Origin of the sequence: Noviherbaspirillum sp. (genome assembly GCF_035654295.1) — a bacterium.
In the GTDB taxonomy this organism is placed as follows: domain Bacteria; phylum Pseudomonadota; class Gammaproteobacteria; order Burkholderiales; family Burkholderiaceae_D; genus Noviherbaspirillum.
Genome location: NZ_DASRXF010000079.1, coordinates 1 through 15,940 on the forward strand (window position 1 = coordinate 1; position 15,940 = coordinate 15,940).

16 protein-coding genes are annotated in these 15,940 nt (G+C 63.7%); 2 read left to right on the forward strand and 14 right to left on the reverse strand.

From position 1 onward, the window contains the following. The 3 genes from VFF99_RS08520 to mnmC all read right to left on the reverse strand — a co-directional run. A partial coding sequence (locus VFF99_RS08520; RefSeq protein ID WP_325016871.1) for a PrkA family serine protein kinase occupies positions 1-1,232 on the reverse strand: 1,232 nt, incomplete at its 3' end. A 390-nt stretch (positions 1,233-1,622) separates the two neighbouring features. Beyond that, positions 1,623-4,037: an AsmA family protein gene (locus VFF99_RS08525; protein ID WP_325016873.1), complete on the reverse strand. Its 2,415-nt coding sequence runs from the start codon at positions 4,035-4,037 to the stop codon at positions 1,623-1,625. Continuing rightward, positions 4,021-5,964 (reverse strand): bifunctional tRNA (5-methylaminomethyl-2-thiouridine)(34)-methyltransferase MnmD/FAD-dependent 5-carboxymethylaminomethyl-2-thiouridine(34) oxidoreductase MnmC, encoded by a 1,944-nt coding sequence (gene mnmC / locus VFF99_RS08530; RefSeq protein WP_325016875.1) that lies wholly within the window; start codon positions 5,962-5,964, stop codon positions 4,021-4,023. The genes VFF99_RS08525 and mnmC overlap by 17 nt, the downstream gene beginning before the upstream one ends. Before the next feature lie 132 nt (positions 5,965-6,096). Here mnmC and VFF99_RS08535 point away from each other — a divergent pair, with 132 nt between their 5' ends. Beyond that, positions 6,097-6,588 carry an SET domain-containing protein gene (locus VFF99_RS08535; RefSeq protein ID WP_325016877.1) on the forward strand — a complete coding sequence of 164 codons (492 nt, stop codon included), beginning with the start codon at positions 6,097-6,099 and terminating at the stop codon, positions 6,586-6,588. Here VFF99_RS08535 and sugE read toward each other — a convergent pair whose 3' ends face one another. From sugE to VFF99_RS08570, 7 genes are all read right to left on the reverse strand, one after another. Beyond that, complete coding sequence (gene sugE, locus VFF99_RS08540) at positions 6,589-6,909, reverse strand: quaternary ammonium compound efflux SMR transporter SugE (RefSeq protein ID WP_325016879.1); 321 nt, start codon at positions 6,907-6,909, stop codon at positions 6,589-6,591. Positions 6,910-7,052: 143 nt separating this feature from the next. Further along, complete coding sequence (gene siaD, locus VFF99_RS08545; RefSeq protein ID WP_325016881.1) at positions 7,053-7,838, reverse strand: biofilm regulation diguanylate cyclase SiaD; 786 nt, start codon at positions 7,836-7,838, stop codon at positions 7,053-7,055. Positions 7,839-7,840: 2 nt separating this feature from the next. Continuing rightward, entirely contained in the window at positions 7,841-8,221 is a 381-nt protein-coding gene (siaC, locus tag VFF99_RS08550; protein ID WP_325016883.1) for a biofilm regulation phosphoprotein SiaC, read from the reverse strand. Positions 8,222-8,234: 13 nt separating this feature from the next. Beyond that, positions 8,235-8,777 (reverse strand): biofilm regulation protein kinase SiaB, encoded by a 543-nt coding sequence (siaB, locus tag VFF99_RS08555; protein WP_325016885.1) that lies wholly within the window; start codon positions 8,775-8,777, stop codon positions 8,235-8,237. After that, the gene (siaA, locus tag VFF99_RS08560; protein ID WP_325016886.1) at positions 8,768-10,828 is read right to left on the reverse strand and encodes a biofilm regulation protein phosphatase SiaA; all 2,061 of its coding nucleotides are present in this window, start codon (positions 10,826-10,828) and stop codon (positions 8,768-8,770) included. The genes siaB and siaA overlap by 10 nt, the downstream gene beginning before the upstream one ends. A 164-nt stretch (positions 10,829-10,992) precedes the next feature. Beyond that, the gene (locus VFF99_RS08565; RefSeq protein WP_325016888.1) at positions 10,993-11,319 is read right to left on the reverse strand and encodes an AzlD domain-containing protein; all 327 of its coding nucleotides are present in this window, start codon (positions 11,317-11,319) and stop codon (positions 10,993-10,995) included. Beyond that, entirely contained in the window at positions 11,316-12,059 is a 744-nt protein-coding gene (locus tag VFF99_RS08570) for an AzlC family ABC transporter permease (RefSeq protein ID WP_325016890.1), read from the reverse strand. Before VFF99_RS08570 ends, VFF99_RS08565 begins: the two co-directional genes overlap by 4 nt. Before the next feature lie 134 nt (positions 12,060-12,193). Here VFF99_RS08570 and VFF99_RS08575 point away from each other — a divergent pair, with 134 nt between their 5' ends. Continuing rightward, positions 12,194-12,403 (forward strand): hypothetical protein, encoded by a 210-nt coding sequence (locus VFF99_RS08575; protein ID WP_325016892.1) that lies wholly within the window; start codon positions 12,194-12,196, stop codon positions 12,401-12,403. Positions 12,404-12,409: 6 nt separating this feature from the next. Here the strand turns inward: VFF99_RS08575 and VFF99_RS08580 are convergent, their stop codons facing one another. From VFF99_RS08580 to VFF99_RS08595, 4 genes are all read right to left on the reverse strand, one after another. Beyond that, positions 12,410-13,177: a ParA family protein gene (locus tag VFF99_RS08580; RefSeq protein ID WP_325016894.1), complete on the reverse strand. Its 768-nt coding sequence runs from the start codon at positions 13,175-13,177 to the stop codon at positions 12,410-12,412. A gap of 27 nt (positions 13,178-13,204) precedes the next feature. Then, positions 13,205-13,945, reverse strand: coding sequence for a YoaK family protein (locus tag VFF99_RS08585; protein WP_325016896.1), 741 nt, complete (start codon positions 13,943-13,945; stop codon positions 13,205-13,207). 378 nt (positions 13,946-14,323) lie between these two features. Then, entirely contained in the window at positions 14,324-14,908 is a 585-nt protein-coding gene (locus tag VFF99_RS08590; protein WP_325016898.1) for a hypothetical protein, read from the reverse strand. Between the two features lie 88 nt (positions 14,909-14,996). Continuing rightward, positions 14,997-15,875: a LysR family transcriptional regulator gene (locus VFF99_RS08595; protein WP_325016900.1), complete on the reverse strand. Its 879-nt coding sequence runs from the start codon at positions 15,873-15,875 to the stop codon at positions 14,997-14,999. Between the last annotated feature and the right edge of the window lie 65 nt (positions 15,876-15,940).

Consider the following 15,940-nt stretch of genomic DNA (forward strand, 5'->3'; position numbering starts at 1 on the left):
CCCTCGTCCACGCCGGCGTAGTCGACATACTCCTGGCGCGACTTCGCCTTCGGGTCGGTGTCCTTCAGGTTCTCGCCGTCATACACCTGCATCTTGGAGAAGATGCTGGAGTTCTCCGGTTCCTTCAGGCGCGACAGCACCGCGAACTGCGCCATCATCTTCAGTGTGCCGGGCGCGCAGGGCGCCTTGCCGAGCGAGGAGCTGGCGACGAGCTTTTCGTAGATCTTGATCTCTTCCGACACGCGCAGGCAGTACGGCACCTTCACGATGTAGATACGGTCGAGGAATGCTTCGTTGTTCTTGTTGTTGCGGAAGGCCTTCCACTCGGATTCATTCGAATGCGCCAGCACGACGCCGTCGAAGGGGATCGCGCCGAAGCCTTCGGTGCCCTTGTAGTTGCCTTCCTGCGTTGCGGTCAAGAGCGGGTGCAGCACCTTGATCGGCGCCTTGAACATTTCAACGAATTCCATCAGGCCCTGGTTGGACAGGCACAGGCCGCCGGAGTAGCTGTAGGCGTCCGGATCATCCTGCGAGTAGTCTTCCAGCTTGCGGATGTCGACCTTGCCGACCAGCGAGGAAATGTCCTGGTTGTTTTCATCGCCCGGCTCGGTCTTGGAGATCGCGATCTGCTTGAGCACCGACGGATAACGCTTGACCACGCGGAACTGGTTGATGTCGCCGTTGAACTCGTGCAGGCGCTTGACGGCCCACGGGCTGGGAATGGTCTTCAGGTAGCGGCGGGGAATGCCGTAATCCTCTTCCAGAATCGCGCCGTCTTCCTCAGCGTTGAACAGGCCGAGCGGCGACTCGTTTACCGGCGAGCCCTTGATGCAATAGAAGGGCACATGTTCCATCAGCGACTTGAGCTTTTCGGCGATGGAGGATTTGCCGCCGCCGACGGGGCCGAGCAGGTAGAGGACCTGCTTGCGCTCTTCGAGGCCTTGCGCGGCATGACGGAAATAGGAAACGACCTGCTCGATGACCTCCTCCATTCCGTAGAACTCACGGAATGCCGGATAGATCTTGATCACTTTGTTGGCGAAGATGCGCGAGAGACGCGGATCGTGGCGGGTGTCGATCAGCTCGGGCTCGCCAATCGCTTCGAGCATGCGCTCGGCGGCAGTGGCGTAAGCAAGGCGATCGCGCTTGCACAACTCCAGATATTCTTGCAGGGAGTATTCCTCTTCCCGAGTCCGCTCATACCGTGCTGCGTAGTTGTCAAAGATCTTCATTGGGCTTCCTTTGATATGTGTCTACCGGTCGTGTGGGTGTCGGATACAGATTGATTTTCCACTCCGCAATTTAATAATACGCAGAATTTTTTCTAGTCGATAGGAAATTTTGCGCTTTTTTTTGAGAGGGAAAACAGTTGAAGAAAAGGCTTTCCACTTCGTCTTTTCAAAGCGGAATTTTCAGCGACTTTTTTTAAGGAATTGATTTGATTGCGTAAAACTTTTCGGAGGGAAAGTTGTCGTGCAGGCGCACTTTTCGTTGATGAGAAGGCAGCAGTGTGTGAGCTAAAAGCGACACTAGGAGGAAGGGTCGATGGAGACGCTTCATTACTGTCGCAATAATTTTCTTGCGACCCGGCAAGCTTGGGGTATAGTGGCTTTTAATACAGCTTATTTGCCCAACAATCCTTTCAGCTGTTCCTGCAGCTGACCGCGGACTTTTTCTTTCTGTTCGTCGAGCGACTTCTGCGCTTTCGCCCGCACTTCTTCTTTCCGCTCATCGAGTTTTTGTTTTGCCAGTTCGCTCGCCATGCCGGCGAGGTCGACCCGCCATCCGATCGCATTGAACGGACCTGACAGGCGCACCGGCAAGGTCAATCCTTTCAGCGCCTGCAGTTCCGGTCCGTCCTGCCCTTGCAGCGTGGAGACCACCGTTGTTCTCGCGAGGTAGTCCAGCCTGTCCTCGGCGAGGTTGATGGTGCCGGAGCCGGCCACGCGCACCAGCGGCGACTTGATCGCGAGGTCTTCGTTGTGCGCCACACCATTGACGATGCGGAAGCTCGCGCTCAGTTCGCTGAAATCGGTTTTCTGTGTCGTGGACCCGGTTCCGCCCTGCTGCTTTTCATTGCCGCGCAGTTCGCCCACACGCGCCTTCGCTTCGCGTATGGCCTGCGCGATATTGACGCCCTTGATCGCACCGTCGCGCAATTCCAGCCGGGCGCTGCCGTTCAATCCCTTCTTGATCTGTTCGAATGCCGCGCCGGCGGCGGTGAGGTCGAGCTGCACATTGCCTTTTCCGTCCAGCGTGTCCTTGTCGATTGCATCTTTCATCAGCGGGCCGATGTCGATGCCGCTCAGCGTCTGCCGCATCGCGTAACGCGCGGGCTTGCCCGACGCGATGCGGAGCGAACCGGACACATTGCCGCCGTACAGGCCGGCCGACAACGGCTCGATATCGAGCTTGCCGCCCGACGCGCGCATATCCATGCGCACGTTCGCCATGCGGATATTCGCCGCCTTGAGCGCGCCCACGCGCAGCACGCCGTTGGTCTCCAGTTTCTGCAGCACCGCGAAGTCCATCGGCGCTTCCGCTGCCGGCGCCTGCGCAGGTGTCTTGGCCGCCGCCGGTTTCGTCTCGGCCCCTGCCTTGGCACGATAGCGGTCGAGGTCGAGCTGGTCGATGCCCACATCGAACGTCGTCGCGAGCGGCGAGAAACCGCGCAGGCCGAGCTTGGCGCGGAAGGCGCTCTGGTCGACGCTGCCGTTCAGCATCGCCGAGCCTGTCTCCTTGCCATAGTTCACCGCGATGTTGCCGGTCGCTTTCAGTGCGAGCGGACCGCCGGCGGGATTGGGCAGCGCGAGGTTCGCCGCCAGTCTCTGCAACTCCACGTATTTCGATTCCATGTCCACCGCCAACGGCGTGGACAACGTGCCGCTGATCGGTGAGCCGCCCTGCCGGCCGTCGACCGACAGGTTCATCTGCGGCGAGGTGAATTGCATCTTGTCGATGTTGCCCGAGACCGCGCCCGAGAGTTTCAGCTTTGCATCGAGGGTCGTGTCGCGCACGCTTGCGTCCAGCGCCAGCGAGGGCAGGCGGAAGGATTGCGGGCTGCCTTCGAACGAGGGCACGCTGAAGTTGGCCGCGACGTTGCGCGCGCCATCCACCAACCGCGCTTCGCCTGTCAGCTTGCCGCCGCTGACCTTGGCATCGGTGACGGCCAGCGATGGAATGCTGAACTTCGCCTCGATGGCCTCGCGACCGCGCTTTCCCTTCGCGTCCAGTGCGATTGCGTCGAGTGCGAAGCGCCTCGCGTCCGGCTGCAGGTCGGCGTCGCCGGACAGTTTCAGGTCGAGGTCGGTGATGCCGGCCAGGGCTCCCTTGACGCTGCCGTCCACGCCTTTCAGGACGTAATGTTTCTTTTCGAGGTCGAAGGTAAAGCCCGTCTTGAGCGCAACGCGCGCATCGATGTCGGGCTTGTTGCCTTTGACTTGCGCAGCGAGCTGCAGGTCACTCGGGCGGCCGGGAGCGATGCTGCCGGTTTCCAGGTCGAGTCCGGTGACCGCGATCTTGCGGTCCTGTTGCCCGTCGTCGTAGTTGAGCTGTGCACCGCTCAGCGTGATACCGTCGATGTCGAAGCGGAACTGCTGCCCGGGTTCGCCCGGCGCTGCCGCTTCCGTCTTTTCCTTCGGCGCAAGCAGGTCATCGTAGTTGGTGCTGCCATCCTTGAAGCGCCGGATGTTCGCGCGCAAGCCTTCGATGCGCACCTGGTCGACCACCAGGTCCTTCTTCAGCAGGGGTATCAGCGCGAGCGAGAGGCGGGCGCTGTCGACCGATGCGAATTCGGCGCTGCCCTTGTGCTCGGAAATGGAGAGCTTGCCGAGCTCGACACCGAGCTTGGGAAAGAAGCGCAGCCGGATGTCGCCCGGAATGGCCAGGGTGCGCTGCGTCTTTTCCTGCACCAGCCGGATCAGCTGCGGCTTGTAGTCGTTGGGATTGAATTGCGCAGCGAAGATCGCCGCCGCCCCGATGAGCAGCGCGAGCAGGACTGCAACGACGATGAGGGCAATCTTAAAGGTCTTGCGCATGCTGTCCCGGCGCCGCCCGCACTTCACCCCCGCCCCCACTACGGCGATAGGCTTTCAGTGCGTAGCGGGCGGGATCGAGTGCCTCGGCGAGTTCACGTTCGATCGGCAACGGTTCCCCTTCGAGCGCGGACGCGAGCAGTTCGGCGGCAAACGGCGCCCAGACGATGCCGCGCGAGCCGTAGGCGAGCAGGCCATGCAGGCCGGGCAGGCGCGGCACGTCGCGCAGGCGGCTTCCCTTGATCGGCTGCGCCGGGTCGGGCAGCGCGCCTGCCAGCGGCAAGCGGTCCGGGGAAACGCAGCGGAAGCCTACCCGTCCGGCCAGCGGGACACTGACGCCGGCCTGCGGCAGCACTTGCGCGAGCCCGGCCATGTTTTCGTCATGGCTGGACTGCCGCAACTGCGCGTCGCTGTCGAGATCGTAGGACGCGCCGACGCAGCAGGTCCCGTTCGCCGGTCCCGCCACATACGCCTCGCCGCACAGCACGACGTTTAACGGCGGTAATGCGGCAGCCGCGACGTGCGCCACCTGTCCGCGAATTGCGCCCAGGGGTAATCCTTGTGTTTGAGGAAAGGATGTTGCATTAGTTCCATTGGCGATGATGACGACCGGCGCCTGCGCGATGGGTTTGCCCGCGCCGTCGCGCACCGTCCATTCATCGCCGCTGCGCTCCAGCGCAACCGCTTCCCGTACGAAGCAGCGCTGCAATTTTTCTCCGCATGCATCGAGCAGTGCCGCGCACAGGCTGGGCGGCGTCACCCAGCCGCCCTGCGGGAAAAACCAGGCGCCGTGCGCATCGGCATTGCCGGTCATGCCGGCGACGGCGGCTGCGTCGAGCCAGCGCACGAATTCTTCCGGAAAGCCGAGCGACTGCACGGCCTCCTGCTGCATGCGCGCATGCTCCGCGTCGCGCGCAAGGTGCAGCACGCCGCAGGCATCGCCAGCGAAGGCCTGGCCGATGCCTCCGAGTTGTTCCCAGCGGCGCACGGTGTACAAGAAGGCGGCGCGCAACAGGCGCGAGGACAGGTTGTCATCCTTCGAGAGCAAGGGCATGGCGATGCCGGCCAGGTTGCCCGATGCTTCCTGCGCCGGCTTGTCGTGGCGCTCGACAAGCGTCACTTGCCAGCCTCGCGCGGCAAGCCGCTCGCAGGCCGCACTGCCGGCCACGCCGGCGCCGATCACCACCGCGCGGCGCTCTTGCGGCTCGGGACGCGCGGGTATCGGCCAGCGCGGCGCATAGCGTGCCGCCAGCATGTCGCGCTTGCGTCCGAATCCCGGCCTCTTCTCGCACAGGAAGCCGCCTTGCGCCAGCGCCTGGCGCACCGCGCCCGACACGGTATACGTCGCCGCGGTGGCCCCGCTTGCCGCCATGCGCCCCATGCGCACGAGCACCTCGGGCGCCCACATCTCCGGATTCTTGCCGGGCGCGAAGCCATCGAGGTAGAACGCGTCGGCGGCGGCATCCACCTGCGGCAGACAATCGGCGACGTCGCCGAAGGCGAGCGTGAGGATGACCCGGCCTGCATCCAGCTCGATGCGATGGAAGCCGGCGACCAGCGGCGGCCATGCGTCGCGCAGGGCGGCCGACAGATCCGCCAGTTCCGGCCAGTGCGCATGCAGTTGCGCGAGATCGGCCGCGGCGAAGGGATGCTTTTCGATAGCGACATAATGCAGGCGCGCGCTGCGCGCAGGGTCGTCGCGCCATGCTTGCCAGGTGGCGAGGAAGTTCAGGCCGAGGCCAAAGCCGGTCTCGAGGATGGTGAAGCGCGTGCGGCCCTGCCAGCGCCCCGGCAAGCCGTTCCCGTCGAGAAAAACATGGTGCGCCTGCGCCAGCCCGCCGTCGGCGGAATGATAGACGTCGCCATACGATTCGGCGTAGGGAATGCCGTCGGTGAAGGAAAGCGTGGCGGGTTGGAGTCGGTATGGCATGGTCACGGTTCAGAAGGAAACGGCGTCATTGTAGTGCTTGTCCTATCTCGAATCCGCTGCAAAAAAGTATTCGCGCGCGACGGACAATTGAGATAATACGCACCCACAATAATTCCATTCCGTTTGAACCCGATGAATCGCTCCAGCAATACCGCGTCGGAAGACCGCCCCCTTTATGTCGTCAAGAACTCGCGCGTGCACGGCCGCGGCGTGTTCGCCGCCCGCAAGATCCCGGCAGGCACCTGCATCATCGAATACGAGGGCGAGCGCATCGACTGGAAGGAAGCCGTGCGCCGCGAAAACCTGAAGGCGGCGGACGATTTCCATACCTTCTTCTTCAGCCTGGACGACGGCAGGATCATCGACGGCGGCAGCATGGGCAACGACGCGCGCTGGATCAACCATGCCTGCGAACCGAACTGCGAAGCGCGCGAAGAAGAGGGACGCGTGTTCATCCACGCGCTGCGCGACATTGCGCGCGGCGAAGAGCTCAATTACGACTACGGCCTGATCCTGGAAGAGCGCCACACGCCGGCGCTCAAGCGTGCCTACCAGTGCCTGTGCGGCGCGCCGACCTGCCGGCACACCATGCTGGCGCCGAAGAAGAGACGGAAAAGCGCGTGATCAGTGCGGGCTGAGCATCTTCAGCCCCGCAATTCCGCCCAGGATCAGGGCCACGCAAAGCCACTGCCCCACCGACAAGCCTTCCTTGAGCAGCACGGCGCCGAGGATGGCGGTGCCGACGATGCCGATGCCTGTCCATACCGCATACGAGGTGCCGACGGGCAGGGTGCGCATGGCAACCCCCAGCAGCACCACGCTGACGACCATGGAAACGAGTGTCAGCACCGAGGGCACGGGGCGGGAAAAACCTTCTGTGTATTTGAGGCCGATGGCCCAGCCGACCTCGAACAGGCCGGCGATGATCAGGATGAACCAGGACATAGTTTGACCAAAACAAATCCGTGGCCGTCCACGGGTGGGTCTGAAGAGGCGGGGTCGTCCCCGCATTCGGGATGTGCGCCCCATGACGGAGCAGGGGGCCAGGCGTTACTTTACCCGATGCCGGCGCAATTTGCTGGCGGCTCTCAGGCCGCGATCTCGAAGCGGTTCCGGCCGTTGCGCTTGGCATCGAACAGCGCGGCGTCGGCGCGGTTGATGGTGTCGGAGATGTGCTCGCCCCGGCGGCGCTGGGCAATGCCGAAGCTGGCCGAGATGCGCACCGGTTCGCCGTCGGCAATCATTTCGATCTCCGCGATCGCCAGCCGCATGCGCTCCACCACGTGCGCGCCGTCGTCGGCCGCGGCCTCCGGCATGATGATCATGAATTCCTCACCGCCCCAGCGGCCGCACAGGTCGTAGTCGCGCACGCCGTCGCGGATGGCGTTGGCGATGCGCATCAGCACCTTGTCGCCGGCTTCGTGGCCGTAGGCGTCGTTGACCGCCTTGAAACGGTCGACGTCGACCAGCACCACCGTCAGCGGGTGTTCGAGGCGGTCGGCGCGTGCCGTTTCCGCCTTCAGGTGTTCCATCAGCATGCGGCGGTTGCCGATCCCGGTGAGCGCGTCCTTGGTCGACGCATCCTTCAGCGCTTCGTTCAGGTCGCGCATCATGGACTGGTAACGGTCGGAAATGCGTGCGATCTTTTCCAGCTGGCGCAGCTGCTTCTGGTAGCGGCCGGCGATCGATTCCTTCTGTTCGCGGCCGACGCTCTGGTAGCGATCCGAGATGCGCATGATGCGGTCGATCTGGTGCAGCAGGCTGCGGTATTCCGCGTACAGCTCTTCCAGCGCGTAGCGCAGCGGGTTGCCCTCGTTCTCCGGGTCAGCCAGCAGCGTCTCGATCATCAGCTCCAGATGCTTCTCGTCGCGCACGATCACTCCACCTGGCTGGTGATATGGAATGGAAAACTGCAGTCTTCCTTGAACTCTTCGGCCAGCTCCGCAACGCGCTCGTTCTGCTCGTCGTAGTACCAGTTGACCGTCACCCTGCCCCCGGCCTGATGCGCCTCTTCGAGGATGTCGAAGATATCCATCATGGCCTTGACGCTGCTGGTGTTCAGGTACAGCAGGTGCAGGTTCAGCGTCAGGGGGCGGCCGGCTTGCGCCAGGTACTCCTCGATCCAGCGCATGGCCGGGGAAAACAGTTCGAAGGAGTTTTCCGGGTAGGAATCGCCGCGCATTTCCACGGTGCCCTCCCTGTAGTCGGTCATGATCGACGGCGTCGACTGGGTGCTTTCGATGATCAGGTTATCCATTCTTCTTTCTCCGTTACATGACTACGCGCATGCTGAAGAACGCGCGGCCGTCGTCCAGTGTGCGCAGGGCGCAGGACAGCGGCTCGGCCGCCTTGCGCGCGAGATCGATCAGGCCGAGGCCGGCGCCGGTGACGGCACCCTCTTCCCGCGGCTTGCGCAACTGTTCCTTGTATTCCGCCTTGAGCTGGGCCTTGTCCAGGGAGGCGAGCTTCCTTACCCGTGCCTCCAGTTCCGGGCCGTCGGCCGCGTCGAGGATATTGCCGGCCGAGACCACGTAATGCCCCTCGGCGTCCCGCGCGATGACCACCGTGGCCGCCGCTTCCGACTCGTCCCAGCCCTTGCGCGCGGCGTAGTGGCGGATGTTCTGCGTCAGCTCGATGTACGCGCCGAACACATCCATCGCCGACGACGCGGTGGCATTCTCGCGCTCCATGTAGTTGCGCAGGGCGTTGCCGATCTCCTCGATCAGGCTCTTGGTCAGCGGGCCGTTGAAGCACAGCATGATGCGCTGCTGGTTGTAGGTCTGCTGCAGTGAAAACAAATCGATCAGTTCCATGGTTCTCCCTGGAGGGTGTGATGAACTGGATTGAGGGTCGCGCGGTCCGGTTCATGACACTCTGCAAACCGGAAGCACAGCATCGTGATGTCGTCGCGCTGCGGATGATTGCCCTGGTATTCCGCCAGGGTGCTGGCGAATGCACTGCTTTGTTCTGTCAGCGGCCGCCGGGCGTGCCGGCGCAGCATGTCGACGAAGCGGGCATTGCCGAAGCCGAAACCCTTCTCGCCGCCTGCCTGGTCGAGGAATCCGTCGGTGCTGAGATAGAAGGTGCGCGCCGGCAGCAGCGGAACGCTTTCGTTCGCGTATTCGCCGATGTAACGGTCGCCGATCGAGCGCCGTGCGCCATGGATGCTGCCGACCTCCTCGCCGTCGCTCCAGTAGAGCGCAATGCGCGCGCCGGCGAAGGTAACGCTGCGCGCGGCATGGTCGACATAGGCGATGCCGGCGTCCATCATGGTCGCGATGTCGCGCCGCCTGTCGTCGATCTGCAGCATCGCGCGGATCACGGCATCGGTGCGGCTGAGGATGGCGGCGGGGTCGCGGGCGCCGGCCTCGTCGATCGCCTGGTCGATCGCCGCCCGCGCCAGCATGGTCATGAAGGCACCCGGTACGCCGTGGCCGGCGCAGTCGACCACGCCGAGCAGGCAGCCGCCTTCGACTTCGCGGTACACATAGAAGTCGCCGCCGACCACGTCGCGTGGACGCCAGAGGACGAAATGGTTATCGCCGAGGGCATTGGTGAGCTGGCGGTCGGGCAGGATCGCGCGCTGGATCAGGCTGGCGTAGGAAATGGAATCGCTGATCTTCTTGTGCGCCAGCGACATTTCGCTGTTCGCGCGCGTCAGTTCCTGCGTGCGGTGGCGCACCGTTTCTTCCAGTTCCTCGGTGTGGCGGCGCACCTTGTCGGCCATCGCACCGAAGGCGCGGGTCAGTGCACCGATCTCGTCCCTGCCCGCGGGCGGCAGCGCGACGGCGTAATTGCCCGCGGCCATTTCCTGGGCCGACTGCTTCAGCTTGAACAGCGGCGCGATCACCAGCCGGTTCAGCGCGTACACGAAGCCCGCCATGACCAGCGCAAGCAGCGCCAGCATGGCCAGCACCACCCATTTCAGCAGCGCCCGGTCGAGCAATTCGGCGACGTCGAGATCGACCGCCGTCAGCACATGCCATTTGAGTTCGGGAATATAGGACACGGCCAGCAGCTGGTCCCTGCCGTCCAGCCTGGCGGAGAACAGTTCCGCGGTCCCGGGCCGCAAGGCGGCGCGCATGAGTGCGCCTTTCGCGGCCGCGACATCCTTCTCGCCGTGCAGCAGTCCGAACAGGGACTTGTCTCGCCCGGCGTCGGTGGTGCCGGAGTTGAAGGCGATGCGCTTGTTGTCCGGGTGGGCCTGGATGGCGGCATTGGTGTCGATGATCATCGGCGTGACGCCCGGCTCGGAAGTGCTGATGAAGTCCTTCAGGAAGGTGGACAGGTCGAGGCCGGTCCCCGCCAGGCCGATCTTGCGCTCGCCTTCCTTCACGAGGACGTTGAACCACACCTTGGTCACGCCGAGCTTCACGTCGGGGTCGACGTTGATGTTGAAGGGCCGGTCGTTCTTCAGCGTGTTGAAGTACCAGCTGTCGTTGCGGTCGTCTTCCTTGAGGGTGTAGCGCGGCGCGTCGCTGTAGGGCGACTTGGTGTCGTTGAAGAAGTAATGCTTCGTGACGTCCGAGATGATGAAGTAGGACTTGTCGGTGAAATCGCGGCGGAAGCTTTCGGCCTCCTGCAGGGCGCTGGCCTTTTTCGCGGGATGCTCGTCGTCGAGCAGCCACTGGCGGATCACCTGCGAATCGGCCAGGCGCAGGGACAAGGCGAGTTCGCGCGCGACGGGAGCGAGGATGCGCTCGCGGTTAAGCAGCGTGAAGTTGCGGGTGTAGGCGGTGCCGAGATGGGAACGGATCGATTCGACGGCCTGGAAAGCAACCAGGCTCGCCAGCAGGAGGACCAGGACGCAGGTAGCGAACAGAGCAAGAACCGACTTGCCGCGAAGGCCGAACGCGCGCCGCATGAATTCTCCAGCTTGTTGAATGGCCGGAGGCGCACCGAGCAGCGCCCCTCTCCCCTGCCCGCAGGAAGGCAGCGGACGGGGAAATTCTGCCAGTCATTGTGACCGCGCGCAATGTTCTTCGGCCGATTGTCGTCCGGGCGTCAATCAACCTGCTTGTCGAATTGTCATTGCCCGAGCACGGCGAACTGCCAGCCGAAGAAGGCGATCAGTGCGACGGCGATGGTCAGCAGTTGCTTCTTCGTCGCGGCGCAGACGAGGATCGCGATGATGGAGGCGACCAGTTGCGGATTGCGCCAGGTGAGTTCGAGACCCTCGTTATGCGGGGCGATCACCATCGGCACGATGATGGCCGTGAGCACGGTCACCGGGACGAAGCCCAGTGCCTGCTGCAGCAGCGGCGGGAAGGTCACGCGGCCGCCGAGCACGAAGATGGTGGCCTTGATGAAGACCGTGACCGCGGCCATGCCGAGGATCATCCAGGTATGGCTCATGCCGGGTTCCCCCCTTGTGCCTGCACCGCGCCGCGCCAGCGCGACAGCGCCAGCCCGGTGGCCACGCCGATCATGACTGCTGCCATGAGGCCGAGCTTGAACGGCAGGTCCTTCAGCAGGTAGGCAAAGATGCCCGCCGCCAGCGCCGCGCCGAAATGCGGCAGGCGGTTCAGCTGCGGCACCACGATGGCGATGAAGGTGGCGACCATCGCATAGTCCAGTCCGAGCGACTGGAGCTGCGGAAAGACCGCTCCGAACACGAGGCCGACCAGCGTCCAGGTCTGCCAGTTGATATACATGGACAAGCCGGAGCCGAGGAAATACCAGTGGCCGTGCGGCTGTTCGCGGTGCCGGCTGTAGTAGCCGTTCATGACGGCGAAGGTCTCGTCGGTCATCAGGAAACCGAGCGTCCAGCGCCAGCGCGCCGGCAGGTGGGCGACATGCGGCAGCAAGGTGGCTGCGTACAACATGTGGCGCAGGTTGACGATGAAGGTGGTGAGCCAGATCACCAGCATGCCGGCCTGACCGGCGACAAGGCCGACGGCAATGAACTGGCTGGAACCGGCGAACACGCCCATAGACATGAGTTGCCCCTGCCATGCGGCAAGCGGGCCGGCGGTGACGAGGGTGCCGAAAATCATGCCGAAGGGCGCGGCGCCGATCAGCATCGGGATGGTATCGCGCGCGCCCGCGGCAAAGCTGGACAGACGGGTGGGTTGAGGACGGGTGGATTGAGACATGGGATTTCCTTTCAGGGGAAATGGTAGCGTCTCAACCGGCGCGCCGCTTGTACATCCTTGCTGACACCGCCCCTCGCCTGGACTACACTTGATTGAACAATAACAATTCGTGCAACGGCTTTCAGGGAGGCCTTATGCAAAAGTTCGACTTTTCAATCCATACCCGCACCGGCCAGAAGATCGAAAGCATCGTGATCGCCGGGCGCGACAGGGACGATGCGGAGCGCAAGCTGTTCCAGATGTACCGCAACTGCACGGTGGTCACCTGTACGGAAAAACACCCGGAAGAGAAGGCCAGGCATTCGGCCTCGATGGAAGACTTGCTGACGCTGATCTCGAAGTAGCCGCGCCTAGCCGAAGAAGCCGGCGGCGATCAGCTCGTCGAGCAGCGCGTCGTAGTCCTGCGCGCCCCGGCTGGCGGGCGCATGTTCGAACACGGTCTTGTTGTGGGCCGGGCTCTCCGCCAGGCTGACATTCTCGGCGATCCGTGTGCGGCATACCTCTTCGCCGAACTGCTCCTCCAGCATCGCCTGCACTTCCTTGGCCATGCGGCGGCGGTTATCGAAGCGCGTGAGCAGGTAGCGCCGCTTCACGCGCCGCTTGAGCACCGGTTCCAGTGCCCGCAATGCCTTGTCCACCTGCAGCGCACTCTTATAGGAGAGATGGTCGGCCGAGACCGGCACGATCAGGCAGTCGCTGGCGAAAATGGCATTGAGGGAAAGCACCCCGATCAGCGGGCAGCAGTCGATCAGGACCGGGCTGGCCGCGTTGCCGATCGCTTCCGAGCGCAGGCTCGCATTGAGCCGGTTGACCACGTTGTAGCCCTTGCCGAACAGGGTGTCGACCTTCGACAGTTCCATGTGCGAGGGGATGAGCCGGATGCCGCAGGGCGCGGCGTGCACCAGCTCGGAGAGCTGCCGGTTGCGCTGGAAGAGGCTGAGCAGGGTGTCGTCGCCGGAAACCGCGGTGATGCCTGCGATGGCGCTGAAGTGCGCCTGCGGGTCAAGGTCGATGCCGAAGGGGCTGCGGCCGCGGCGCGCGAGCGCAGCGGCGAGATTGAGGGTGGTCGTGGTCTTGCCCACCCCACCTTTCTGGTTGAAGACGGCGACGATGGTCATGGCTGCCGTCCATCTTACTGGAGATTTCTACGGCTGTGGCTTGAAGATGGGGGCGGAGGACATCACGACCAGGCCGATGGCCAGCGGGATGGTCGCCGCGAACCCCGCATGCTTGAAGCCGAGCGCACCTGCCACACCGCCGATGAAGAAGGAAGCGACCAGCGACAGGTGCACTCGCAGGCGGGTACGGTTGGCGGCGACATAATGGTCCTGTCCCGTCCCCGCCCCTGCCCTGTTCCAGTAGAACAGCTTGCCCAGCTCGATGCCGATGTCAGTGAACAGGCCGGTGACGTGCGTGGTGCGGATCTCGGCATTCGAGATCTTGGTGACCAGCGCATTCTGCAGGCCCATCACGTAGCACAGCAGCGCCGCCGTCAACGACAGGTCGACGAGCTCATGCATCTGCAGGTTCGCGCCCATCAGTCCGAACACCAGCAGCAGGACGGACTCCGTCAGCAGCGCCGGCATGTAGGGATTGCCGTTCAGGTTGCGCCGCGCATAATTGACCATCACCGCCGTCGTCGCCGCGCCGAGCGCAAACGCGAGTATCGACAGGAAGGCTGTGACCACCAGCGGCAGATGGCCAAGCACGAGGTTGTCGGCCGCCGAGGACAGCATGCCGGTCATGTGGGAGGTGTACTGGCCGATGGCGAGGAAACCGCCGGCATTGAGCGCGCCGGCGACGAATGCCAGCGCGGTGCCAAGATGCAGGTTGGCGCGCGCAGAACGCTCCTGCGCCGTCAGTGAAGCAAGGTAATTGATGGGCATCGGGGAGGGATTACATGGATGGCAACACAGATGCAGGCCAGCCTGCCTTCCCGAGTGTAATACCAAAGCGGTTTTCCTGCCCCGCAATGAAAAAAAGGAGTGGAGACTGCGTGATCTCCACCCCAAACCTCAGGAGACACTGAGGAGAGACTGCACGGGCGTACCGCCCGTGCCGATTGCTACTGTTACCCGTGGACCCAGGAGTCCATCGGAATCGATGGGCGCTGACCCCACGCGAAGAATGTAGCAGTCAACGGACAAGAGAAAATCCGGAAAGATGACAGGTCTATCTAAGAAGATTTTGCGCATCCTGTATCCGTAAGGACACAGGCGCGGACGAAGGCGCGCCCACAGGCGCTTCAGAGCTTGGCGGACGCTTCAGGGCTTGGCGGGTGCTTCGGAAGCGGGGGCTGCGGGTTCGGCGGAGCCTTGCTTCTCCTCGGCCTGGCGCGACCGCTTGGCCGCCTCTTCCGCCGCCATCACGAATGCCGAGGCACAGGCCGACCTGAGTTCCTGTTCGAACACCGGGGCAAAGAGCGTCTTGCTCCTGGACTTGCTCAGCCGCGTGGCCTGGGGCAGCAGGTAGTCGCCCGAGGGATTCTCCAGGCGGATCCAGTGCAGCAGGCCGTTGGACTTTTTCATTTCGACCCGCACCTTGACCGGCGGCGCCGCCCGCGTGCTCATGGCCACCACCGTTGCCACGTCGTTGGCGATCTCTCCCAGTACGGAAGGCGCCATGCCTTCATCGACGCGCTCGGCGCCGGGCGTCGAATAGAAATGCGCGCCGCACAGCTGGTCGTCCTTCTGGTGCAGTTCCAGCACGAAGTTCGAGCACTTGCCGGAGTCTCGCTGCACCCCGCTCGGACAAATCCACGCCACCCATGCCCCGCTGAAATCTTCGGCGGCGAATGCCGCAGGAATCGGCGCGAGCAGGCACAGGGCGAAAATCGAATGGAGTCGCATGGCGGTCGTATCGTGGAGGTTGTTCCACAGATTTACCAGAGCAGGCGCGGCACTCCTTGAGCGGCCGCAAGGAACATCGGCCGTCCGCCTAGCCCATCTCGGGAGCGAGGTTCTCCCTCAGGAAATCGAACAGCAGCTTGACCCGCTTCAAATGGCGGATATCCGGGTGCGCCAGCATCCACAAGTCAGTCTCCAGTTCCGCCACCGGCCCCTCGATCACGCGCACCCCGGGCCGGTCCTTCAGCAGGAACACCGGGGCCACACCCACGCCCAGTCCCCAAACCACCGAGCCCGCCACCGACAACACGCTGTTGCAGCGATAGCGCGGCTGCACCTTCGGGTAGCGCTGGCGGCGCCAGCGTACCGAGGGATGCTCGGCCAGCGATTCATCGAGGGCGACCCAGTCCGCCCTCTCCAGGTCCACCGTTCCGCCCATGCGCGCGATGTAGGTCTCGGATGCGAACACCGCCGACGGCAGCGTGCCGAGCCGGTTGCCGACGAGGTGCTCGGGTGGCTTGCGCGTGGCGCGGATGGCGACGTCGGCATCGCGCTGGGAAAGGTTGGCCAGGGTGTTGGTGGCGATCAGCTCCAGCTCCACCTGCGGATAGGCGGCGGCGAACCTGCCGAGCACGGGCAGCAGCAGGCCGTTCAGGACAGTATCCGTGGTGGTGATGCGCAGCGCGCCTGCCGGCTCGCTGCCCCCCCTGGCCGCCGCCTCGCGCGCCTCTTGCAGCTCGGTCTCGATGCGTTCCGCATAGCCCGCCAGTTCGCGGCCCAGTTCCGTCGGCAGGTAGCCCTGGCGGCCGCGCTCGAACAACAGGTCGCCGAGGTCCTTCTCGATGCGCTTGATCGCCCGGAACACCGTCGATGTATCGACCTTCAGGCGCTCCGCGGCTCCCTGCAGCGAACGGCCGCGCACCAGCGCCAGCACCAGTTCCAGGTCAGACAGGCTGAGTGTCGATTGCATTTGTGCATAGCTTGATTTCATAGACGCCTATTTTCATTGCATGCCCACAATCCTACATTAGACCC

Excerpts from the sequence above, each read along its gene's own strand:
- VFF99_RS08570 (WP_325016890.1), bottom strand. The coding sequence starts at position 12,059 with ATGTCTCAATCCACCCGTCCTCAACCCACCCGTCTGTCCAGCTTTGCC.
- VFF99_RS08595 (WP_325016900.1), bottom strand. The coding sequence starts at position 15,875 with ATGCAATCGACACTCAGCCTGTCTGACCTGGAACTGGTGCTGGCGCTG.
- siaA (WP_325016886.1), bottom strand. The coding sequence starts at position 10,828 with ATGCGGCGCGCGTTCGGCCTTCGCGGCAAGTCGGTTCTTGCTCTGTTC.
- VFF99_RS08585 (WP_325016896.1), bottom strand. The coding sequence starts at position 13,945 with ATGCCCATCAATTACCTTGCTTCACTGACGGCGCAGGAGCGTTCTGCG.
- siaB (WP_325016885.1), bottom strand. The coding sequence starts at position 8,777 with ATGGAACTGATCGATTTGTTTTCACTGCAGCAGACCTACAACCAGCAG.
- siaC (WP_325016883.1), bottom strand. The coding sequence starts at position 8,221 with ATGGATAACCTGATCATCGAAAGCACCCAGTCGACGCCGTCGATCATG.
- VFF99_RS08535 (WP_325016877.1), top strand. The coding sequence starts at position 6,097 with ATGAATCGCTCCAGCAATACCGCGTCGGAAGACCGCCCCCTTTATGTC.
- VFF99_RS08575 (WP_325016892.1), top strand. The coding sequence starts at position 12,194 with ATGCAAAAGTTCGACTTTTCAATCCATACCCGCACCGGCCAGAAGATC.
- mnmC (WP_325016875.1), bottom strand. The coding sequence starts at position 5,964 with ATGCCATACCGACTCCAACCCGCCACGCTTTCCTTCACCGACGGCATT.
- sugE (WP_325016879.1), bottom strand. The coding sequence starts at position 6,909 with ATGTCCTGGTTCATCCTGATCATCGCCGGCCTGTTCGAGGTCGGCTGG.
- VFF99_RS08565 (WP_325016888.1), bottom strand. The coding sequence starts at position 11,319 with ATGAGCCATACCTGGATGATCCTCGGCATGGCCGCGGTCACGGTCTTC.
- VFF99_RS08525 (WP_325016873.1), bottom strand. The coding sequence starts at position 4,037 with ATGCGCAAGACCTTTAAGATTGCCCTCATCGTCGTTGCAGTCCTGCTC.
- VFF99_RS08580 (WP_325016894.1), bottom strand. The coding sequence starts at position 13,177 with ATGACCATCGTCGCCGTCTTCAACCAGAAAGGTGGGGTGGGCAAGACC.
- VFF99_RS08590 (WP_325016898.1), bottom strand. The coding sequence starts at position 14,908 with ATGCGACTCCATTCGATTTTCGCCCTGTGCCTGCTCGCGCCGATTCCT.